Consider the following 22,223-nt stretch of genomic DNA (forward strand, 5'->3'; position numbering starts at 1 on the left):
CATCTGATCCCATTCCGAACTTAGAAGTGAAACGTGTTAGCGCCGGTGGTAAAGAGCGTGTGGGTGTTCTTCTCTTTTATGTGAGAGTAGGACATTGCTAGGCTTCTATTGAGAAGAGCCCGTTACGTAAGTGACGGGCTTTTTGCTGTCTAAAATCCGCAAAAGATAGCTATCAGTTTTGAGCTGTCAGCTGTCAGTTTCAAGACTAAAGTTACTAAAAGATTTTTACTGAAAGCTGACAGTTTAGAACTTACAGCTTTGACTGCAGTTACTAAAAGATTTTTACTGAAAGCTGACAGCTTAAAACTTACAGCTTCCCTTCTACCTGATAGCTTCTCGTAAATTCAACTTAGTTAAGAAAATAAGCTGTAAACTTAGCTTTAAAAATCTTTTATGGATCCGCTAAAATCCCTATATTCTATTTTTGTATAAAAAAGCCGTTTCTATTCTTTTTCTTTCCGCTAAAATAAGCTTATTCTATCTCTATAAATTAGTAATGGGCGTATATTCGAATGTTGCCGGAACAAAAAAAATTAAACCAAACCATGCTAGATACCAATCAATTGGCTTCTTTAAAGCAAAGCATTAATGATCTGTCTCCGCTTCAGTTAGCGTGGGCTAGTGGTTATTTAGCTGCAAAAGCTGAAAACCCTGAAAGTGGTGTTGCTCAAGTAGCTGTTTCCAGCGAACCGGCACCTACGTTAACCATCTTGTACGGTTCGCAAACGGGTAATGCTAAGGGTGTTGCTAAAAATTTAGCAGCCCAAGCAACAGCTGAAGGCTTAACCGTAGAATTAAAAAGCATGGGTGAAATAAAACCTAAAGCAATTAAAAATATTACGCACTTGCTTATTGTTGCAAGTACAAATGGTGAAGGCGAAGCGCCTGACGATGCTATTGCATTGCATGAGTTTTTAGCTTCTAAAAAAGCACCGAAATTAGAGCACTTGCAATACAGTGTTCTGGCTTTAGGCGACACTAGCTATGAATTCTACTGCCAAACTGGTAAAGATTTTGATCTTAATCTTGAAAAGCTAGGCGCGAAAAGAATTACAGCACGTGTTGATTGCGATGTTGATTACGAAGCTGATGCAAAGGCTTGGTCTGATACTGTGATTAAACAAGCTAAAGATCTGTTGGCTAGCGAGACTACTACTAACAATGTTGTCGCGTTATCTAATGCTTCAACGGCTGAAGACTTATATACCAAACAAAGCCCTTACTCTGCAGAGTTGCTAGTTAGCCAGAAAATTACCGGTAGAGATTCAGCTAAAGACGTTCGACACATTGAAATTGATTTAGGTGAATCAGGTTTAACGTATCAGGCTGGTGATGCATTAGGTGTTTGGTTTGAAAACTCTACTGCTCTTGTAGGTGAACTTATTACAGAGCTTGGATTCGATGATCAAGAACAGATTAAAGTAGCAGATGACAGTATAACTCTTGTTGAGGCATTAAAAACCAAGTTTGAGATCACACAAACGTCAATTCAATTTATTGAATTTTGGGCAAATAAATCACAAGCAGCTAATTTATTAGCTTTACTTAAAGATAAAGCGGCGCTACGTGATTATGCAGCAAATCATCAAGTTGTAGATGTAGTTAAGTCTGCACCGTTAGCAAATGAAACGAAAGTAAGTGCACAAGACTTTATTGAAGCGCTAAGAAAAATAACGCCTAGACTTTACTCTATTGCTTCATCTCAAAGTGAGGTGGAGGAAGAGGTACATTTAACTGTCGGCCTTGTCCAGTATCAAGCTGGTGATGCTAACCGTCAAGGCGGTGCATCTGGATTCTTAGCCAACGGAATAGATGAAGGTGGTGAAGTTAAAGTGTTTGTTGAACATAATGATAATTTCCGTTTACCTGCAAACAGTGAAACGCCAGTAATTATGATCGGGCCTGGTACTGGTGTTGCACCTTTTAGAGCCTTTATGCAGGAGCGTGAAGCGACTGAAGCTAGCGGTGATAATTGGTTGTTTTTTGGTGATCAAACATTCACACAAGATTTTCTTTATCAAGTTGAGTGGCAAGGATATTTGAAGTCGGGATTACTGACCAAGATTGATTTAGCTTTTTCTCGTGATCAAGCTGAAAAAATTTATGTTCAAGATAGATTGTTAGAAAATGCGGATGAAATATTTGCTTGGCTAGAGCGTGGCGCACATATTTATGTGTGTGGCGATATGAGCCGTATGGCGAAAGATGTTGAAGCAGCGTTGTTATCGATTATAGCGACCAAAGGCCAATTATCTGAAGAACAAGCAACTGAATACTTAAAAGATTTACGTAACGCTAAGCGTTACCAGAAGGATGTATACTAATGACTGACTTAACCAATAAAGATCAGGCAAATGGCCCTTTAATTGTCGAAGGTAAGCATGCTGATAATGAAAGATTAAAAGCAGAAAGTAACTACTTACGTGGCACTATTGCAGAAGATCTGAAAGATGACGTTACCGGTGGTTTTACCGCTGATAACTTTCAGCTAATCAGAACGCATGGTATGTATCAGCAAGATGATCGTGATATTCGTAACGAACGTGCTAAACAAAAGCTTGAGCCATTACATAATGTAATGCTTCGTGCTCGTATGCCTGGCGGTATTATTACACCAACGCAGTGGTTAGCAATCGATAAGTTTTCTCGTGATAAAACTAGTTACGGCAGTATCCGTATCACTACGCGTCAAACTTTTCAGTTTCATGGCGTACTAAAGCCTAATATTAAATTAATGCATCAAACATTAAATGAATATGGTATCGACTCTATTGCAACAGCCGGTGATGTAAACCGTAATGTGCTTTGTACAACTAACCCCGTTGAATCAGAGTTGCATCAAGAAGCGTATGAGTGGGCTAAAAAAATTAGTGAACACTTATTACCTAAAACACGTGCTTATGCAGAAATTTGGTTAGATGGTGAGAAAGTTGAAGGTGGTACAGAAACTGGTGAAGTTGAGCCAATTTTAGGATCAAATTATTTACCACGTAAATTTAAAACAACCGTTGTTATTCCACCGCAAAATGATGTTGACGTACATGCAAACGACTTAAACTTTATCGCGATTGCCGAAGCAGGAAAGCTGGTTGGCTTTAATGTATTAGTAGGTGGTGGCTTAGCCATGACCCATGGCGATAAATCTACTTATCCGCGTAAAGCGGATGATTTTGGCTTTGTTGCGTTAGATAAAACACTTGATGTTGCTGCTGCTGTTGTTACGACCCAACGTGACTGGGGTAATCGTGTTAATCGTAAAAATGCGAAAACAAAATATACCTTAGATCGTGTAGGTGTCGACACGTTTAAAGCTGAAGTTGAACAACGTGCAGGTATTACTTTTGCCGAAAGTCGCCCTTATGAGTTTACCAGTCGTGGTGATCGTATCGGTTGGACTGAAGGGTTTGATGGTAAGCACCACTTAGCATTATTTATTGAAAATGGTCGCTTACTTGATAAGCCAAACTTGCCGTTAAAAACTGGTGTTGCTGAAATTGCTAAAATACATAAAGGTGACTTTCGTATGACGGCAAACCAGAATTTAATTATTGCGGGTGTTGCTAAAGAAGATAAAGTTGAGATTGAAAGATTAGCGCGCGCTCATGGCTTAATGGCTGATGATGTATCTGTTCAACGTAAAAACTCAATGGCTTGTGTAGCATTTCCTACCTGTCCACTTGCAATGGCTGAAGCCGAGCGTTATTTACCTGGATTAGTTAGCAATGTAGAAACGATATTAGCTAAGCACAATGTAGCAGACGAAAGTATTATTTTGCGTGTTACAGGTTGTCCAAATGGTTGTGGTCGCGCAATGTTGGCTGAAATTGGCTTAGTTGGTAAAGGTCCAAGCAAATACAACATGCATTTAGGTGGCAATATCGCAGGTACGCGTATTCCTAAAATGTATAAAGAGAACCTCAACGAGGAAGATATTTTAGATGAAATCGACAGTTTAGTTGCCCGCTGGGTTGCAGAAAGAAACACAGCTGAAGCGTTTGGCGATTTTGTTATTAGAGCTGGTATTATTAAAGAGGTAATAGTCAGCAAGCGAGATTTTCATGACTAATATTATTCAAGCGAGTAAACCGCCCGTAATAAACAATAAATTCCCTGCATCGTTACCAGAGCCTTGGTTAAAGCAGTGGAATGAATTGTTAGAAAAACAGTCGGCTACTCAACGTGCAGAATGGGCGATGGAAAATTTACCATCGCAATTTGTACTATCGTCTAGTTTTGGTATTCAATCTGCGGTGATGCTACATATGCTAACGCAAATTGATCCTAATATTCCGGTATTGATAACTGATACAGGACATTTGTTTCCTGAAACTTATCAGTTTATTGAACAAATGACTGAGCGATTGGACCTAAATTTACAAGTTTATAGCGCTAAAGAAAGTGCGGCATGGCAACAAGCAAAATATGGTGAAGAGTGGTCGAAAGACGAGACTTCTTTAAAAGCTTATAACCGTCGTAATAAAGTTGAGCCATTAGAGCGTGGTTTAAGTGAACTACAAGCGGGTACATGGTTCTCAGGTGTACGCAGGCAGCAATCAAGCCACCGTGAAGGTTTGTCAGTCGTTAGTATTTTACGTGGGCGATTTAAAGTACACCCGATTATTGATTGGACAAATAAAGATGTTCACCAATATTTAACTAAACATAATTTGCCTTATCACCCATTATGGGATGAAGGCTATGTATCTGTTGGCGATGTACATAGTACGCGCCCATTATCGGCAGGTATGGATGAAAGTGATACACGCTTTTCAGGTATGCAAAGAGAATGTGGTTTACATACTGATGGTGATGGTATTTAGTTTAGATAATAAAAAATGCGCTAGTCGCATTTTTTTGTTTAAAAATTCTTGTAGATCATATTTCGCCATTAATATTCACATCAATTTAGCTGCTAATAGAAAAATTTTCTGAAAGTCCTGTTTTTAAGTTCGACAGATAAGTTTCATTTATATTGTCGTTAATCAAATGTGCGAGTTCAGTACCAATTGGCGTGAATTTGTAAAATGTTAAAATGCAATCGGCTTTCTTCGCAACAAAGCTTACCGTTTTACCATTAAAGTTGAACTGAATTTTTTCACCATTAGCTAAAGGGTGGCTTTCTGTTTCTTGTTCAAACATTAAATGGTTGTCGGCTAAGGTTAAAATATCTGCGTAACTGAGTCCAACCTGATTCAGATCTACTTGTTGTTGTCGCTGTTTATTAAAAAAGTTAAACAGCTTAGGAATTTGATATGCGCCACTAATAACACGGATATTTTTTTTACGCGTATCCGACATAGCTAAACTGCAAGCTTTTGCCAGTAATTTAGCTTCTGTTATGCTCATCGTTCGAAATGTTTGTAATGTTTTGAGGGAAAAAGAGCCAGGTTGGGATACTTCACCTGCTAAAATTTTCGCCCATAATTCTTGCATACTTTTATTGCTAATGCCTTCGGCTAATGTAATAAAAGAACTAAACCAATCTTGGTCGGCTCTATCTGTAATATTTTCATCAGAACAATATTGAATAGCGCGCAAAACTATAGCTTCCATGTTTTGTTGTTTACGTAATTCATCAATTTTTTTACGTTTTAAAGCTCTATCTTCTATCGGAGCTTGTTTAATTTCAGGCAGAAATGCAGCATTAAGTGAGAATTTTTTAGCTAAAAGTAAAATTTGTTTTTGTGAAGAAGCATTTGCGGTTGAAGTAGAATTTTTATGCGCGGTAGCCTTACCATCGTGCTCTAAAATAACGGAGTTATTTTGCTCGCTAGCATGCTCAATTATTTTATTTTCATCTGCTGAATTAGACACTAAATGGCCCCTTGAAAACTAAAAATTTGTTATCGAACCAACATAACATCGCCGACAAATTAATCATAGTGTAAAAATTAATGATTCCTACTAGATTTAAATTTTCATAATACTTTACAAACGCTAAAATATTATCTTTAATTTATAAGCATTTAAGTTTTATTGTATGTTAATTGATGTGTTTTTGAATGATTTAGTATCTATACTGCATGTAAATGATAATATTATTAAAACTAAAATGAATTATTGAATAATCTTAACCCTAAATTTATTATATACTTATTATACGGTGACAATTTATAATGAGACCGATGTTCAAAAATTCAGCTAGTTGTTGTTTACTAGTGCATTGAGGATGATATGCAAGTTTCCGAAAATACCAACGACGATTTTTTGTTTATCGATGATAGCGATGAAGATGAAATATTTGATCCCGCTATAACAGATACATGGAAAGTGTTAATTGTAGATGATGATCCTGAAATCCATTCAGTAACTCAGCTTGCCTTATCAGATCTTGTCGTTTTAGGTCGCCACTTAGAATATATACACGCTTACTCAGGCCAAGACGCTTGTAAACTAATTGAAGAACACAACGATATTGTCTTGGTTTTACTCGATGTTGTTATGGAAAGCGACGATGCAGGTCTTGTTGTTGTTAAGCATATACGTGAGCAATTAAAACGTGATGATATTCGTATTGTATTACGCACCGGACAACCAGGTTATGCACCTGAAGAAAGTGTTATAAAAGACTACGATATAAATGACTACAAAACTAAAACAGAATTAACCCGCCGCAAATTGGTAACTACAATTTATGCTGCTATTCGTTCATACCAGCAAATCGAGTCGGTTACTAAAAATAGACAAGGTTTGGAAAGAATTATTGGTGCTGCTGGTACTTTACTTGGGCAACATACTGTTCATGGTTACGCTAGTGGTGTTTTAGCTGAATTTAACATGTTAGTTGATAGTAACAGCAGTGTTTTTTGCTCGCGAGGGCAAGGTATCATTAATGGTGCTGACGATTTAAGTTTGTACATTTTAGGGCAATCTGGCTTGTCTGAAGCAGCTATAAACACAAAATTATCTACTTTAGAAGATAAAGATGCTAATCGCCAAATTTCCCGTTGTTTTCAACAGAAAAAGCATTTTTTCGACTCTGAGTCTGCAACATTTTACTTCTCAAGTGGAGGCTTTAGAGCCGTTATTCACTTGGCGTTAAATAAAGCCTTAACAACAATAGAAGTTCAACTTATTGAAGTCTTTTTAACTAATATAGCTACAGGTTATGAAAATGTTCATCTTTTTCAAAAACTGCGTAACGCGGCTTATAAAGATTGGTTAACAGACTTACCTAATCGTTTAGACTTTGTAAATTTGCTTGATGATTTTTGTCAAAGTGATAACGATGAACTCGTCACTGCACTCATAGATATTAATCACTTTAGCGATATTAATGACGGTCTAGGGCAAGATATTGGTAACCAGCTATTAATGGCGGTATCAGCTCGCATTCGTACTTTGAGCGAAAAAAATCATTTGGCCAGAATTGGAGCCGATGTTTTTGGTATTATTGGCCCTAAAGAATGGGTGAACCCAGAAGCATTGACTGCGCTGTTTAGCCAACCTTTTTCAGTTGGTGAGCAAAACTTATTGATTAATGCTTGTTTTGGATTTTGTGCAAAAAATTCAGCGGGCTCTCGCGGTGTTAAAGTACTTAATCAAATAAATATTGCGCTTAATTTAGCCAAAAAATCATTACATGAACCTTATGTTTATTATCACCAAGAGATGGAAGATAAAACACTGTGGCGCTTAGGGATGATCAGGCAATTACGTACTGATTTTGCGGATAATCGTTTAGAGCTTTATTATCAGCCACAATTAAGTTTGGCTTCTGGAAAAGTTATTGGGGCAGAAGCACTTTTACGCTGGAAAACAGCAGAAGGTAAGTTTATTTCACCTGCTGTATTTATTCCATTAGCCGAATATTCAGGTTTAATTATTGAAATTGGTAATTGGGTTGTTGAGCAAGCGTGCCAACAACTTAAAAAACTAGCAGCCAGCAAGTTTAATGATGTCAGCATTTCGGTTAATGTTTCTATCCCGCAATTTAAGCGTGATAATTTTGTTGATACAGTAATAGAAATAGCAAAACTTAATCAAGTAGATACCAGTAAACTAGAGTTAGAAATTACTGAAAATGTATTGATGGATGAACCTCAAGTTATAATTGATGCTTTAATTAAATTAAAGGCACAAGGTATTAGTATTGCGCTTGATGACTTTGGTACAGGTTTTTCTTCTTTGAGCTACTTACAAAAGCTCCCTCTAGATCGTTTAAAGGTCGATAGAGCTTTCGTTAGTGATATTGTGATGCCAGGAGGCTCAATAATTGCCGATACTATTATTAATCTTGGTAAGCAAATGAGTTTAAACGTAGTCGCTGAAGGCATAGAAACGTTAGAGCAAGAAGTAGAATTGAAAAGGCTAGGCTGTGATGAAGTTCAAGGCTTCCATTATGCGAAACCTATGCCAGCAGATGAGTTCTTCAGCTTTTTAGAGAAAGTAAATAGAGAGTAGGTTTAATTGTCTGCGTTATACTGTTCTTAAACTCTATTTTTAAAGCACTTGCTAGACAAGTGCTTTTTCTTTTCTACGAAACTCAACATTTAGCTTTGGCACTAAAGGCATAAAAAAGGTCAACAATAACGAGCAACAAGCAAAACCTGCTCCAATATAAAATACCCATGACGCGTTTACCAACCAAACCATGCCCAATAACGCAGGAATAACAACTGCTGCAATATGGTTAATGGTAAAACTAACACCGGCACTTGCAGCTATATCTTCTGGTAACGCTATTTTTTGAAAGTAAGTTTTTATGGCAATGGCGAGTGCGAAAAATAAGTGGTCAACTACGTATAAAATGGCCGCAAGGTCTGCGTTATCAACCACACCATAAAGCACAAATAAAATTGTTAATCCAATATATTCAAACCTGAGAACATAGCGCTCACTAACTTGACCAATAAACTTGCCAATTTTTGCAGCAAACAACCAATTAAAGACATAATTAATCATAAACAGTGCACTAACATCTGCCACGCTATAATTAAATTTTTCTACCATTAGAAAACCTGCAAATACGACAAAAATTTGTCTGCGAGCACCACTAAAGAAAGTTAATGCATAATAGAGAAGGTATCGTTTTCGCAAAATTAAACGACGCGATTGCTCAACAGGCGCAGCAAAAGATGGAAATGATATGGCCAACGCGATAGTAAAAACTAAAGCAATACCACCGAACAATAAATAAGTTGCTTTATAACCCCATGAAAACTGCTCCATTAATATCCATATGCTGCCAAAAGCAAGTAAGGAAGCTATAGATTTTACAGATAAAGCTCGGCCTAAAAAGTGTGCGGTATTCTCTTTTTTGATCCACTGTAACGTAAGTGATTGATTAACCGTTTCAAAATAATGAAAGCCAACTGACATAATAATTGTAGTAAGGTATAAACCGACAATCGATGGGAAAAAGCCTGTAGCTGCAACGCCTAGGCTCGTTAGGCCGAGTGAAAGTAAAGCTAATCTTTGCTCTTTAATTAGTAATAAAACATAAATAGCAGTAAAGGCAAGAAACCCAGGTATTTCCCTTAAACTTTGCAGTATACCTATTTCTATACCGGTAAAGTTCGCCCGCTCAATAACAAAATTATTTAACATTGCCATCCAAACAGAAAAGACTAGAGGCATAATAAATGCCATCGCTAATAGTAAATTCTCTGGCGAGCGTAATTTTGTACTTGTCGGCATGTTAATTTCAGTTTTATAGTGTTGATGGGCAGGTTATTGTAAGTTAATTACGTAGGAAATACATAATGAAAGCTGCATATAAAAGCATGTTAATTCTGTTTTTAAAATCCACATAAAACCAATTGGAACAAAGTTACTATTGAGGCATTAATGAACATTAACAAGATAGCAGAACTCAACTATGAATGGGTCGAACGTATGGGGTGGCATAATAAAACTACCCTAGAAGCACTAGCTTTGGTGGCTTCTGAAGTAGGAGAGGCAATTAATGAATGTCGTGGTGAAGAACCAACTCACGACTTTGCTGAAGAGCTTGCCGATATTGTCTTACGCGTGTTAGATATTGCACATTGGCACGGCATAAATATAGAGCAAGAATTATTGAATAAAATGAAAAAAAATGAGCAAAGAGGGACCCGCGGACGTATTAAGTAATTACTCGCTGGCAGGTGATTGTAACCGATTTATGTAACTGCTTAGGTTATATCAAATTTAAAATAAAAACGTGCAAGGAGTCTGTTGCAGGCTCACACGTTTTCGAGTTATGAATAAATTCTAAGGCCTCATTTCGGGCTATATTTCACAGTGGGACTTACGTAGATATTGTTACAAGGGCATTTAAGCTGACACAGCAATTAAAACGTCCTACCATAAATCGAGTAAAGGTATGTTAGCGCACCAATTACTCGACTTTGTCATACTAAACTCAATAGCGAAGCTTAGTTTAGAGGGCTTAAGGTAAGGTAATAGTAACGGTTGTTCCTTTACCCTCTTGGCTATCTATTTTAATATCAGCAGCTAATTTATTCTTAACTAAGTTATATGTTGTACTCATACCAATACCGACGTATCCACGGCTACTTTGAGTGGTAAAGAAAGGGGTAAATACTTGCTCTAATGTTGCTTTATTCATTCCTTTACCATCATCAGAATAAGTTATTCTAGCGCCGCCTTTAAGCCCTTTTTCAACTTTTAGCGCTATTTTGCCATTACCATTGTTATTAAAACCGTGCTTTAAAGAGTTATTAACTATATTCAACAATATCAGTGCGATATAACTCGGTACTGATTTGATGTTTAGCGCTTTCTCACCCGAATAATTATAAACAATGTCACTTTGGCTAAATTCAAATTCATAAAGCATCATCATTTTTTGGATGTAAGCGATAACATCAAAGCTTTGAGGGCTAGTGTCATCTTGGTCTGCTGCAATTAAATTAAAATTCGTTAGTAAGGTCACAATGGGTTTAAGCGTTTCTGTATTGTTAGTATCGCCTGCAGTCTCAAGTTTAGCTTGTAAATCATCTAAAGATAAACCTACAGCGTAGGTAATATCAGAAGCGATATATCCTATTGCGGCAAAATTTTCTGATTTGATTAACTGTTCTTCTCTTGCTACTAACAATTGACTGTCTTCATTTTTTGAAGGTACAGTAGCTTGCGACGCTGAATCTTTAGCTTTTTTCCACATCATATATGCCGCGATTAAAGCAATAATGGCAATGATAAGGAAAACATAAAACAGCATTTTAAAGCTTGTTTGGCCTTTACTTTCCTCAACTGCTTTAGTTAAGGCTATAACGCTACTGTTTTGTATTTTATTTTGTTTTTTAAGTGCTTGATTTTGCTTTTCAAGCGCTTCATTTTGTACTTGAAGCTCATCATTTAGCTCAGTGGATAGTTCAATGGGTGGCGTATCGGTTTCTTCATTATTGCCATCAACTTCAGTCGCTGAAACTTGCTGATTTTGTTCTAATAGTTCTTTTTGCTCATTAAATTGAGTTTCTAAACGCTTTAATTTTTCATCTATAGACTTAATTTTTTCACTTTTTTTAGCGTTGTCTTGTTGGACTGCTTCTAAGCGTTCTTCCTTCTGTTGTAAAGCAATGTAATATTTTTGGGAGCTTTCTTTACTTAAAGTTAAAGTTTTATTAAGTTCGCTTAATGTCGATTCTTGGCGCTCTATTTTACTTTTAAGTGATGATAATTCTTTTGCTCTTTGACTTTTTAGTGCAAAAGTAGGACTGACTGAAAGTACTTCACCACTCTCTTTGTTATCTGCCAAATATGATAAATCAGGCATTGTTAATTTAGCATCAAGAATATTGGCTTCAACAACTTTAAAATCAATTTTAGACTCTTCTTTGTCAAGTGAAATATCAACCATAGTCAAAGGCAGATTGATAGAGTCTTCGGTGATAAGTAGAACGGGGGAATCACCAATAAGTCTCTCTATTAAGTTTAATGATCTTTTTTGATTCGGTGATGATACATATAAAATATGCACGTTTTTGGCATCACTAAGCGTGCTTACTGCACGTACGGAAATGTCTTTACCTTTAACGCCTTTATTTTCAAAAAAGTTAGTGAAATATTCATATTTCTCTTCATCTTTGTAGACACCGATAACAAAATTACGTTGTTCAGCTTTAGCAGGCCAACCAACGTACTTTGCTAACTTACTAATTAAAATAGCTTTTTCATCTTCTATCGTTTCAGCTTGTGCCAGAGTTTGCCCTCCTATAATTAGGCCCATGCTAAAAATAAATAACATAAAACTTGATTTTAATCGTACAAACATCGCTTTCATAACATCCCTTACTAAATATTATTATTATGACTATATAGTACGTTGAATTTATCTTAAATCAATAAGCTTATTAATAAGTTAACTACAGGGGAGGTTAGTTCGATTCAGAACATACCTTGGACTCATTAAAAACAGGAGATACAAACAAATCGAGGGCATAAAAATTTATTAAGGTAATTATCATTTTTATTATTTTAAGCTGAAATCAATATTAATACACTTAATTAAAACGCTTGTTTAAAAAAGTTTGCTTTCAAGCATTTTTCAAGGCAAACTCAGGGCACTTTATTTCTTTTACTCCTTAATTAAATTTAAGGTGTAAGCTAAATATTCACACGCTCGGTAGTAGTCTATGATTACGTATTACCATTGATAGACCCACAAAAGTCAGGAGAGTAGGCATGTTATTTCAAGGCAAAAGCCTTTCTGCCAAGTTGTTAGATGATGGCATTGTCGAATTTAAATTCGATGCACAAGGCTCAGTTAACAAGTTTGATCAGGCAACGTTTAAAGAATATATCGCTGTAGTTGATGCGATTAATAATTGCAGTGAAGCAAAAGGAGTACTTGTTACTTCTGGTAAGTCTTCTTTCATCGTTGGTGCTGATATCACCGAGTTTTTAGAAATATTTAAAAAGCCAGAAGCTGAATTAATGCCTTGGATAAAACAAGGTTCTGACGTTTTTGACTCATTTGAAGATATAAATTTACCTACTATTGTTGCTATTAATGGCTTTGCGTTAGGTGGTGGTTGTGAAATGAGCTTAGCTTGTGACTACCGTATTGCTGATACAACATGTTCAATCGGTTTACCCGAAGTAAAATTGGGTTTAATACCTGGTTTTGGTGGCACCGTGCGTTTACCACGTGTTATTGGTGCTGATAATGCTGTTGAGTGGATGTCGACAGGTAAAGCTTTTAAAGCTGAGCAAGCAATGGCTGTAGGCTTAATTGATGCAGTAGTAGCGCCAGAGCATTTACGTGAAGCGGCATTAAAAATGTTAAATCAAGCGATTGCAGGCAAATTAGATTGGCGTGCTAAACGTCAGCCTAAGCTAGAAGCATTAAAGCTTTCTCCAGTAGAAGCTATTATGACCTTCAACACCTGTAAAGGTATGATCGCCGCAAAAGCCGGTAAACATTACCCAGCGCCTATGGTGATGGTTAAAACCATTGAAGCAGCTGCTGGTTTAGACCGTGCTGGCGCAATGGCATTAGAAAATGCAGGTTTTGCTAAATTAGCAAAAACTGACGCAGCTACAGCACAAATTGGCCTGTTTATGGCAGACCAAGTAGTAAAAGGTAAGGCGAAAAAAGCCAGCAAACAAGCAACAAAAGCAGTTAATAAAGCAGCTGTGTTGGGTGCCGGTATTATGGGCGGTGGTATTGCTTACCAGTCAGCCTATAAAGGCACACCAATTATCATGAAAGATATTAATGACCAAGCGCTTGATTTAGGTTTAACAACAGCTGCCGGCATTTTAAGTAAGCAAGTTGAACGCGGCCGTATGAATGCTAAAAAAATGGCAGGCGTGCTAAATAATATTACACCTTCATTAAGCTATGACAGCGTGAAAGATGTTGATATTGTTGTTGAAGCCGTAGTAGAAAATCCAAAAGTGAAAGCCATGGTTTTAGCTGAAGTTGAAGGTTATGTCGGCGAAGACGCTATTGTGACTTCAAACACTTCAACTATTTCAATTGATTTACTCGCGACAAGTGTAAAACGCAAAGACAAATTTTGTGGCATGCATTTCTTCAACCCAGTAAACAAAATGCCACTAGTTGAAGTTATACGTGGTAAAGAAACTTCAGATGAAACCGTTGCGGCTGTAGTTGCTTACGCAGCTAAAATGGGTAAATCACCTATCGTAGTTAACGACTGTCCTGGTTTTTATATCAACCGTGTTTTATTCCCTTACTTTGCCGGCTTTAGCCAATTAGTACTTGAAGGTGCTGATTTTGTTGCTGTTGATAAAGTAATGGAAAAACAATTTGGTTGGCCAATGGGCCCTGCATACTTACTTGATGTTGTGGGTATTGATACGGCTGATCACTGTACGGGCGTTATGTCTGCTGGTTTCCCAACACGTATGACTAAAATTGATAATGACCCAGTAAGTGCTTTATATAACGAAAAACGTTTAGGCCAGAAAAACGGTAAAGGCTTCTACGATTACGGTAAAGATAAGCGCGGTCGTCCAACGAAAGTTGCAGCACAAGCGGCTTATGACTTATTTGCAGGCGTAGATAAAAAAGACTTCACTCAAGACGAAACTATCGCTCGCTTGATGATCCCTATGGTTAATGAAGTGGTGCGTTGTTTAGAAGAAGGTGTAGTTGATACTGCAGCTGAAGCTGACATGGGCTTAATTTACGGTTTAGGTTTTCCGCCATTTAGAGGAGGTCCAATTCGTTATTTAGAAACCTTAGGTTTAGATAACTTTATAGCAATGGCAGATAAATACGCACACTTAGGCGAGATATACCAAGTTACTGATGGTATGCGCGCAATGGCTAAAGCAGGCCAATCATATTTCACTACAGACGTAAAAACAGCTTAGGCGAAGGAGAAAATCATGAAAGAAGTCGTTATTGTCGATTGCATCCGTACCCCAATGGGGCGCTCAAAAGCCGGTGTATTTCGTAATGTTCGTGCTGAAACATTATCAGCACATTTAATGCAACAATTATTAGTTAGAAACCCTAACTTAGATCCAGCATTAATTGAAGATATTATCTGGGGCAACGTTAAGCAAACTAAAGAGCAAGGTTTCAACATTGCTCGTAATGCGCAGCTATTAACAGATATTCCAAAGTCTACTGGTGCTGTAACCGTAAACCGCTTATGTGGTTCATCAATGCAAGCACTACACGACGCCACAACTAATATCATGGCTGGTCAAGGTGATGTGTTTATGGTGGGTGGTGTTGAACACATGGGTCATGTACCTATGATGTACGATGTAGATTTTGACCCTGCATTGAGTAAACATATTTCACGTGCTGCTGGTAACATGGGCTTAACCGCTGAGTTATTAGGTATGCAACACGGTATTACTCGTGCTGAACAAGACGCTTTTGGCGCGCGTTCTCATCAACGAGCTCATCAAGCCACGCTTGAAGGCCGTTGGGCTAACGAAATTGTACCAACACTTGGACACGATGCGATGGGCGCGTTAACACTTATCGAGCATGACGAAGTTATTCGTCCTGAAACTACGGTTGAAAGCTTGTCAGGTTTACGCCCAGTATTCGATCCGGTAAATGGTACGGTAACAGCCGGTACTTCTTCTGCACTTTCTGATGGCGCTTCAGCAATGTTAGTGATGTCAGCTGAACGTGCTAAAGCGATGGGCTTAACACCGCGTGTTAAAATTCGTGGTATGGCTATCGCAGGTTGCGATCCATCAACTATGGGCTTTGGTCCAGTGCCAGCAACCAAGAAAGCACTACAACGTGCCGGTTTAACGTTAGCTGATATCGAATTAGCTGAATTTAACGAAGCATTTGCTGCACAAGCGTTGTCATGTGTACGTTCATTAGGTTTAGAAGACAAAATGGATGACATGATTAACCTTAACGGTGGTGCTATTGCACTAGGTCATCCGCTAGGTTGTTCGGGTACACGTATTTCAGGTACCTTGATAAACTTAATGGAAGCGCAAGACGTTAACATTGGTTTAGCCACTATGTGTATTGGTTTAGGCCAAGGTATCGCTACTGTATTTGAAAGAGTGTAATTATTACTTATCACTTTTGATGAGAAAATTTAATTAACTTTTCTAGTTGAATTATTTAAAGCCCAACGTTTGTTGGGCTTTTTTGTTTCTCTCGTGATTTTGTCTTGAAATGTCTATATACAGTGTTACATGAGGCGTTAAGAGGCAAAAAAGCCAACTACTGGAGAATAGTTGGCTTTTTAATTTAAATAACGCTATCAAGTTATTTATTTGGTTAAGTATGTCGCTTAGTTGAAACACGTCCTAATTCATAACAACTAAGCTCCACACTTTTATCAACATTAGTCTAAGTAGTAGTGCGCCCACGTTGACCAAGAAGATAAGTAAATGATAATGATTATCATTTAATGTGTCAATCGGTTATTTAAAAATAATGACATTATTTAATTAACTTGCCTATCATGGTTGTTGCTTTAACTAATACCAACAGGTATAAGCCAAAAGCAGCAGGTCGCTAAAGCACAATTCATTATATTGCGACTTAGGTGGAGTTTCATCACAAGAGGCGGTTCCACAATACCAAATGGAGAGTTGGCTACGTTTTATAAGCTTTAAAATATAAAGTAGTGCTTCATTACACTACTTTGTTATCATTTTTAGGTGTTTTGCATGCTGTATAACACAACAGCTAAATCGCCAAGTTGTGAATCAGAATGTGTATAGGATTTTATATATTGCATCCCCATTTTTTTCATTACTGCAATTGAAGCTAGATTATCTTTTACAGCAATAGCACTAAAGCATTCATTTTCTGGTTGCTTGGCAAGTGCTTGTTGAATATGAATTGCAGCCTCAGAAGCATAACCTTTTCCCCAAGCCGATTGCATAAATCGCCATCCTAGTTCTATATCATGCCAAACAGGTTGGTCTGAGAAAAAATTCATTGGGCGCACTAAAATCCAGCCAATATCTTGCTGCGTTTCTATGACTTTTACTTTCCATAAACCCCAGCCTTTAGCAATATTTTTATAGGCGTTAATTCTTGGAATAAATAATGTGTTGATATCTTCCTGGGGTGTCATTTTACCGCCATTAATATAGCGCATAACTTCTGGATCTTGATCTAACTGGAAAAGAAACACGCTATCGCTTACATCAATAAGTTGATAAGCAAGTCTGGCTGAATTTTCAATATGCATATTTAAATTATTTTATTTAGGATTTTTAATAACTTAATCATAGTGCTTACGTGTTAAAGTTTCATTACTTTTCTGGTGTAAGCAAGTCGATGTGGTGGACATAAATTATCGCCTGTCATATGATTGCTAACAAAATATTAACAATTTAATTTTCCTTGGTAAATTATGAATTCTAAAAAATTAGTTTTAAGCTCTGCAGTGTTGATCGCCATGTTCGGCCTGCTAGGTTGTAGTCAAAATACAGTGAGCAGTGCAGCGGCTGATAAAGTGTCTAGTGCCGTCGAAAGTACGGGTTTAACGTATCCAATAACGCAAAAAAAACCGGTTGTTGATGAGTACTTTGGGACTAAAGTAACCGATAATTATCGTTGGTTAGAAGATGACATGAGTGCTGAAACTGCCGCTTGGGTTAAGGCGCAGAATAAAGCTACTCAAGGCTACTTAAAGCAAATTCCTTACCGCGATAAAATTAAATCCCGCCTTGCAACATTGTTAGATTATGAAAAAGTAGGCATGCCTTTTATTGAAGGTGACTATAACTATTTTTATAAAAATGACGGCTTACAAAACCAATATGTTTTATATCGCCAAAAAGGAGATGCCCCTACAGAGGTTTTCTTAAACCCTAATGAGTTTAGCGAAGACGGTACGGTATCGTTATCGCAAATTGAGTTTAGTGAAGACGGTTCACTCGCCGTGTACTTGATCTCAGAAGGTGGTAGTGACTGGCGCAAAGCGCGAGTAATTGATACTAAAACCAAAGAAGTGATAGAAGCTGAATTAGTCGATATTAAATTCAGTGGTTTGTCTTGGGTCGGTAATGAAGGCTTTTATTATTCAAGCTATGATAAACCTAAAGGTAGTGAACTATCGGCTAAAACAGATCAACACAAGCTTTATTACCACAAGCTAGGCACTCCACAATTAGAAGATGTATTAGTTTTTGGTGGAACGGATGCTGAAAAACATCGTTATGTTGGTGGTGAAGTGACTCAAGATGGTAAATATTTATTGGTCTCTGCCGCGGTTTCAACATCGGGTAATAAATTATTTATTAAAGACTTAACAAAAGCTGATTCGCCATTGGTGACGGTTGTCGGCAATACCAACTCAGATACTATCTTAGTGAGCAGTAAAGGTGATGACTTGCTGTTTATTACTAACATGGACGCGCCTAATAAACGCGTAGTGAAGGTAAATGCTCAGCAACCTACAGCTGAAAACTGGCTAGATGTTATTCCTGAAACTGAAAATGTGTTGTCAGTTTCTACCGGCGGCGGCTACTTATTTGCTCAATATATGAAAGATGCCACGTCGTTTATTCAACAGTACGAACTTAACGGCAAAAAAGTGCGTGATATTGCTTTACCAGAAGTAGGAACAGCTGGTGGTTTTAGCGGTAAAAAATCTCAAACTAAACTTTACTATGCATTTAGTAACCAAAAAACGCCTTCAACTACTTTTAGCTTAGATCTTAAATCTGGCGAATCTAGCGTGCACATGAAGTCGAAAGTTAAATTTGATAGCGATAACTTCGAATCAAAGCAAGTTTTCTATACGTCTAAAGACGGCACTAAAGTACCGATGATTATTACCCACAAGAAGGGTTTAGTGCTTGATGGTACTAACCCAACCATTCTTTATGGTTACGGCGGTTTTAATATTAGCTTACAGCCACAATTTAGTTCAACACGTGCTGCATGGTTAGAGTTAGGTGGTGTTTACGCTGTTGCTAACTTACGTGGTGGTGGTGAATACGGTAAAAAATGGCATGACGCAGGCACACAGCTGAAAAAACAAAATGTTTTTGATGACTTTATTGCCGCTGCAGAATACTTAATTGCCGAAAAAGTAACGTCTTCAGATAAGCTTGCGGTAATGGGCGGCTCTAATGGTGGTTTATTAGTTGGTGCGGTAATGACGCAACGTCCTGAACTATTTAAAGTAGCACTGCCAGCCGTTGGTGTGCTTGATATGCTACGCTACCACACGTTTACCTCAGGTGCTGGTTGGGCTTACGACTATGGTAAGTCAGATGATAATGCTGAAATGTTTAACTACTTACTAGGCTACTCGCCAGTACATAATGTTAAAGCGGGTACGCATTATCCAGCAACTATGGTAACAACGGGTGATCATGATGATCGCGTAGTGCCGGCGCATTCATTTAAATTTGCTGCTGAATTACAAGCGAAACAAGCTGGCGTTAATCCGACATTAATTCGTATTGAAACCGATGCCGGACATGGAGCAGGTACACCAATCAGTAAAACCATTGATCAATATGCCGATATTTACGGTTTCACTTTATTTAATATGGGCGTGAAAGATATTTAGTTTTTGGTGCCTATACCCTTTATACCAAGCCCAGCAATGCTGGGCTTTTTTACGCTTGTTAATGCTATAAACATACAATAACAAGACTACAAGCGATTACGTAATAAACTTCTCAGGGTTTTAAAAATGGCTAAGTCACTATGTCTTTGATGCTGTAATACGTCAACATTCGCCTGCCAACCCATTTCTTCAAACTCTAAAGGCAATTTTACTATCTCTGCTGATTTTATTGAGTCGGCGGCGACATGATTTGGCAACAAACACCAACCATGCCCTTGTATAACTAACTCTAGCAGTAAAAAATAATTGTCTGCAAACCAAACATCAGGACTAATTTTTAATTGGAAACTACTGGTTTGGGTATTACGAGAGCGAATAAGTAACTGACGGTGCAGCCTTAATTCATCAATATTTTTGCATTTTAACTGCGTTAATGGGTGTTTTTTCGCGACATATAAATCAAACGTTACCGTACCAATACATTCAAAGTCTAAATAGGTTGGCATGTTGAGCTCGCTAAAAATAATTCCTGTTAGCGGCTGCTCAGTTTTTAGCATGTCAATAATATCGAAGCTTGAGGCACTTAAAAATTCCAAAGTTACATTCGGGTATTGGCTTTGAAGTTGGTCAATGGCGGCTGTGATACTGTTAAATGGTATACCTTCATCAAGTGCAATGGTAATTTCGCTAGGCGTATTGTCGTTTAATGCAAGCGCAGAGTTTTGCAGGCGTTGATGCTGATTTAGTAATGCCTGAGCATGCGATAATAATTTTTGCCCCGCGTGCGTTAATAATGGGTAGCGGCCTGAGCGATCGAACAAGGCGGTATTGCAGTCTATTTCGAGATTTATAATATGTTGACTAATAACCGACTGCGCTTTATTTAATTGCCGTGCGGCAGCTGAAAATGACCCCGTTTCTACCGTTGTTACAAAAGCTTGGAGTTGATCAATATTAAACATATCGTTTTTTCCGATACTACCTGACTGTAATGTATCCTTATTTTGAATGAAAATAGCCTTGTCGTCACGAATTAAAGAGTTAAATTATGAAAACAATTGAGCGGGTATTTCAGGCTGTATTTTTTGAAGTTTGCATGTTGGCAATTATGGTACCTTTGTCAGCCATAATTACCGGTTTTAGCGCCGGTAAAATGATCACGGTGAGCATTGCGTTATCTATTTTTGCTATGTTGTGGAATTATATTTACAACATAATTTTTGATAAGTTAATGGGCGGAAACCGCATTGACAGAAGCGTCGTTGTAAGAGGTATACACGCCAGCGGTTTTGAGTTCGGTATGGTGATCATTACGTTGCCGGTTTTAGCTTGGTATTTAAAAATATCTTGGTTAGCAGCGATTACTTTAGAGGCCGGATTTTTAATCTTTATATTACTTTATACGTTTGTTTTTAATTGGTTATACGACAGGTATCAGCCCTATAAAAGGTGGTTCAGCAAAGAGGCAATGGGGTAATTAAACACATAACTAAAAGCATAAATTAAAACAAAAATATATTTTTTTGAGAGCAAGTTGGTTTATTTTTAGCTTACTTAAACGAGTGATTAAAAATGCTTTATTACGTTGTTCATTCAGGAAAGTTCTACCGGTAATTAATCTCAGTTAGAAATAATAAGCGAAACGTTCTCAGAGTCTGTGTAATTAAAAAAGCCTGACGATTGTCAGGCTTGATAATTGTATAACTGCTTAGGATATTATTGCTGTTTACTTAGCAAAAGTGTTTTGCAGTGGTGGTACAACTTGCTTTTTACGACTCATTACACCTGGTAACCAAGCTTTGCCGTCAACAAGCGTTATATCATAAGCTTTTTCAATAATGTTAGTATCGTCACTCACAACGAGTAACTCAGAGCCTTCTTGCATAATGTCAGTAAGTAATAACATCACAGTATGACGATTACCTTCTTCTTTAACTGCTTGTAAGTCAGCGTACAAATCTGCTTTCATTTCGTCAAACAAAGCTAAGTCAATAACTTCAAGTTGGCCAATGCCAACAATGTTATCGCTCATATTGAAATCTTTAAAGTCACGTAATACAAGTTCACGTACTGGCGTGCCAGCAACCGATGACTTAACCGTGAACATCTCCATACCCATGGCTTTGTAATCTTGAATACCGGCAATTTCAGCCAAAGCTTCAACACACTTAATGTCAGCCGTAGTACAAGTTGGCGATTTAAAAATTACGGTGTCAGATAAAATTGCACACATCATAGCGCCAGCGATATTTTTAGGAATTTCAACACCATGAAAGTCATACATCATTTTAATAATGGTATTAGTACAACCAACAGGGCGAACCCAAATTTCTAAAGGCGTAGACGTTGTAATATCACCCAATTTGTGGTGATCAATAATGCCGAGAACAGTTGAATCGTCAATGTCATCAGGGCCTTGAATGCGGTCTGAGTGATCAACAACGTAAATACCGTCGGTGTCAGCATAGCTCAATTTAAGTTCAGGCTGATCTAGGCCAAACTTTTCTAAAATGAATGCAGTTTCAGGTGAAAGTTCACCTAAACGTGCTGGTCTCACATCTTCACCAATAGTGGTTTTTAAATATGAAAGCGCAATGGCTGAACAAATTGAATCTGAATCAGGTACTTTGTGACCTACGGCATAAGCTGGCATAAATTGCTATCTCCAAGCTCTGCTAAGTTAATAACGGAGCGAATAAATGAGTTCTGTCTAGAATATGGCGCGTATTCTAGCAAAAATTATCAGTGATAGCCTAGTGACTATTTGCACTCTTT

15 protein-coding genes and 1 rRNA gene are annotated in these 22,223 nt (G+C 37.6%); 10 read left to right on the forward strand and 6 right to left on the reverse strand.

What is annotated here, in order from left to right; translation table 11 throughout:
- From rrf to B6A32_RS15660, 4 genes are all read left to right on the forward strand, one after another.
- A 5S ribosomal RNA gene (gene rrf / locus B6A32_RS19660) occupies positions 1 to 103 on the forward strand; the annotation flags it as partial.
- A 409-nt stretch (positions 104 to 512) separates the two neighbouring features.
- The gene (locus B6A32_RS15650) at positions 513 to 2,324 is read left to right on the forward strand and encodes an assimilatory sulfite reductase (NADPH) flavoprotein subunit (protein WP_085305767.1); all 1,812 of its coding nucleotides are present in this window, start codon (positions 513 to 515) and stop codon (positions 2,322 to 2,324) included.
- Complete coding sequence (gene cysI, locus B6A32_RS15655) at positions 2,324 to 4,066, forward strand: assimilatory sulfite reductase (NADPH) hemoprotein subunit (RefSeq protein WP_085305768.1); 1,743 nt, start codon at positions 2,324 to 2,326, stop codon at positions 4,064 to 4,066. Before B6A32_RS15650 ends, cysI begins: the two co-directional genes overlap by 1 nt.
- Positions 4,059 to 4,820, forward strand: a complete 762-nt coding sequence (locus B6A32_RS15660) for a phosphoadenylyl-sulfate reductase (protein ID WP_085305769.1) — start codon at positions 4,059 to 4,061, stop codon at positions 4,818 to 4,820. The genes cysI and B6A32_RS15660 overlap by 8 nt, the downstream gene beginning before the upstream one ends.
- Positions 4,821 to 4,905: 85 nt before the next feature.
- On the opposite strand, the gene B6A32_RS15665 is transcribed toward B6A32_RS15660, so the two are convergent.
- Positions 4,906 to 5,814, reverse strand: coding sequence for a TIGR03899 family protein (locus B6A32_RS15665; RefSeq protein ID WP_085305771.1), 909 nt, complete (start codon positions 5,812 to 5,814; stop codon positions 4,906 to 4,908).
- Between the two features lie 360 nt (positions 5,815 to 6,174).
- On the opposite strand from B6A32_RS15665, the gene B6A32_RS15670 reads away from it, so the two are divergent.
- A complete protein-coding gene (locus B6A32_RS15670) occupies positions 6,175 to 8,403 on the forward strand; it encodes a bifunctional diguanylate cyclase/phosphodiesterase (protein WP_085305773.1) in 2,229 nt (742 codons plus the stop codon).
- 51 nt (positions 8,404 to 8,454) lie between these two features.
- Here B6A32_RS15670 and B6A32_RS15675 read toward each other — a convergent pair whose 3' ends face one another.
- Positions 8,455 to 9,639 carry an MFS transporter gene (locus B6A32_RS15675; protein WP_085305775.1) on the reverse strand — a complete coding sequence of 395 codons (1,185 nt, stop codon included), beginning with the start codon at positions 9,637 to 9,639 and terminating at the stop codon, positions 8,455 to 8,457.
- A gap of 150 nt (positions 9,640 to 9,789) precedes the next feature.
- Between B6A32_RS15675 and B6A32_RS15680 the strand changes: the two genes are divergently transcribed.
- Positions 9,790 to 10,074: a MazG nucleotide pyrophosphohydrolase domain-containing protein gene (locus B6A32_RS15680; RefSeq protein WP_085305777.1), complete on the forward strand. Its 285-nt coding sequence runs from the start codon at positions 9,790 to 9,792 to the stop codon at positions 10,072 to 10,074.
- Positions 10,075 to 10,372: 298 nt separating this feature from the next.
- Here the strand turns inward: B6A32_RS15680 and B6A32_RS15685 are convergent, their stop codons facing one another.
- Positions 10,373 to 12,229, reverse strand: coding sequence for a YfiR/HmsC family protein (locus B6A32_RS15685; protein ID WP_085305779.1), 1,857 nt, complete (start codon positions 12,227 to 12,229; stop codon positions 10,373 to 10,375).
- Positions 12,230 to 12,630: 401 nt separating this feature from the next.
- Here B6A32_RS15685 and fadB point away from each other — a divergent pair, with 401 nt between their 5' ends.
- Together fadB and fadA are read left to right on the forward strand one after the other, a co-directional pair.
- On the forward strand, positions 12,631 to 14,793 hold the full coding sequence (fadB, locus tag B6A32_RS15690; RefSeq protein ID WP_085305781.1) for a fatty acid oxidation complex subunit alpha FadB: 2,163 nt from the start codon (positions 12,631 to 12,633) through the stop codon (positions 14,791 to 14,793).
- A gap of 15 nt (positions 14,794 to 14,808) precedes the next feature.
- Positions 14,809 to 15,972, forward strand: coding sequence for an acetyl-CoA C-acyltransferase FadA (fadA, locus tag B6A32_RS15695; RefSeq protein WP_085305783.1), 1,164 nt, complete (start codon positions 14,809 to 14,811; stop codon positions 15,970 to 15,972).
- Between the two features lie 596 nt (positions 15,973 to 16,568).
- Here the strand turns inward: fadA and B6A32_RS15700 are convergent.
- The gene (locus tag B6A32_RS15700; RefSeq protein ID WP_085305785.1) at positions 16,569 to 17,111 is read right to left on the reverse strand and encodes a GNAT family N-acetyltransferase; all 543 of its coding nucleotides are present in this window, start codon (positions 17,109 to 17,111) and stop codon (positions 16,569 to 16,571) included.
- A 165-nt stretch (positions 17,112 to 17,276) separates the two neighbouring features.
- Here B6A32_RS15700 and B6A32_RS15705 point away from each other — a divergent pair, with 165 nt between their 5' ends.
- Positions 17,277 to 19,448 carry a prolyl oligopeptidase family serine peptidase gene (locus B6A32_RS15705; protein WP_085305787.1) on the forward strand — a complete coding sequence of 724 codons (2,172 nt, stop codon included), beginning with the start codon at positions 17,277 to 17,279 and terminating at the stop codon, positions 19,446 to 19,448.
- 86 nt (positions 19,449 to 19,534) lie between these two features.
- On the opposite strand, the gene B6A32_RS15710 is transcribed toward B6A32_RS15705, so the two are convergent.
- On the reverse strand, positions 19,535 to 20,410 hold the full coding sequence (locus tag B6A32_RS15710; RefSeq protein WP_085305789.1) for a LysR family transcriptional regulator: 876 nt from the start codon (positions 20,408 to 20,410) through the stop codon (positions 19,535 to 19,537).
- Positions 20,411 to 20,496: 86 nt separating this feature from the next.
- Here B6A32_RS15710 and B6A32_RS15715 point away from each other — a divergent pair, with 86 nt between their 5' ends.
- Positions 20,497 to 20,925: a PACE efflux transporter gene (locus B6A32_RS15715; RefSeq protein ID WP_085305791.1), complete on the forward strand. Its 429-nt coding sequence runs from the start codon at positions 20,497 to 20,499 to the stop codon at positions 20,923 to 20,925.
- Positions 20,926 to 21,174: 249 nt separating this feature from the next.
- Here B6A32_RS15715 and B6A32_RS15720 read toward each other — a convergent pair whose 3' ends face one another.
- Positions 21,175 to 22,101: a manganese-dependent inorganic pyrophosphatase gene (locus B6A32_RS15720; RefSeq protein WP_085305793.1), complete on the reverse strand. Its 927-nt coding sequence runs from the start codon at positions 22,099 to 22,101 to the stop codon at positions 21,175 to 21,177.
- Positions 22,102 to 22,223: the final 122 nt, after the last annotated feature.

This window comes from Colwellia polaris, from assembly GCF_002104515.1.
In the GTDB taxonomy this organism is placed as follows: domain Bacteria; phylum Pseudomonadota; class Gammaproteobacteria; order Enterobacterales; family Alteromonadaceae; genus Cognaticolwellia; species Cognaticolwellia polaris.

Bases quoted from the DNA above. Each gene is read 5' to 3' on its own strand.
- B6A32_RS15710 (WP_085305789.1), bottom strand. From the start codon at position 20,410: ATGTTTAATATTGATCAACTCCAAGCTTTTGTAACAACGGTAGAAACG.
- B6A32_RS15675 (WP_085305775.1), bottom strand. From the start codon at position 9,639: ATGCCGACAAGTACAAAATTACGCTCGCCAGAGAATTTACTATTAGCG.
- B6A32_RS15680 (WP_085305777.1), top strand. From the start codon at position 9,790: ATGAACATTAACAAGATAGCAGAACTCAACTATGAATGGGTCGAACGT.
- fadB (WP_085305781.1), top strand. From the start codon at position 12,631: ATGTTATTTCAAGGCAAAAGCCTTTCTGCCAAGTTGTTAGATGATGGC.
- B6A32_RS15700 (WP_085305785.1), bottom strand. From the start codon at position 17,111: ATGCATATTGAAAATTCAGCCAGACTTGCTTATCAACTTATTGATGTA.
- B6A32_RS15705 (WP_085305787.1), top strand. From the start codon at position 17,277: ATGAATTCTAAAAAATTAGTTTTAAGCTCTGCAGTGTTGATCGCCATG.
- cysI (WP_085305768.1), top strand. From the start codon at position 2,324: ATGACTGACTTAACCAATAAAGATCAGGCAAATGGCCCTTTAATTGTC.
- B6A32_RS15650 (WP_085305767.1), top strand. From the start codon at position 513: ATGTTGCCGGAACAAAAAAAATTAAACCAAACCATGCTAGATACCAAT.
- B6A32_RS15685 (WP_085305779.1), bottom strand. From the start codon at position 12,229: ATGAAAGCGATGTTTGTACGATTAAAATCAAGTTTTATGTTATTTATT.
- fadA (WP_085305783.1), top strand. From the start codon at position 14,809: ATGAAAGAAGTCGTTATTGTCGATTGCATCCGTACCCCAATGGGGCGC.
- B6A32_RS15660 (WP_085305769.1), top strand. From the start codon at position 4,059: ATGACTAATATTATTCAAGCGAGTAAACCGCCCGTAATAAACAATAAA.
- B6A32_RS15715 (WP_085305791.1), top strand. From the start codon at position 20,497: ATGAAAACAATTGAGCGGGTATTTCAGGCTGTATTTTTTGAAGTTTGC.
- B6A32_RS15720 (WP_085305793.1), bottom strand. From the start codon at position 22,101: ATGCCAGCTTATGCCGTAGGTCACAAAGTACCTGATTCAGATTCAATT.
- B6A32_RS15670 (WP_085305773.1), top strand. From the start codon at position 6,175: ATGCAAGTTTCCGAAAATACCAACGACGATTTTTTGTTTATCGATGAT.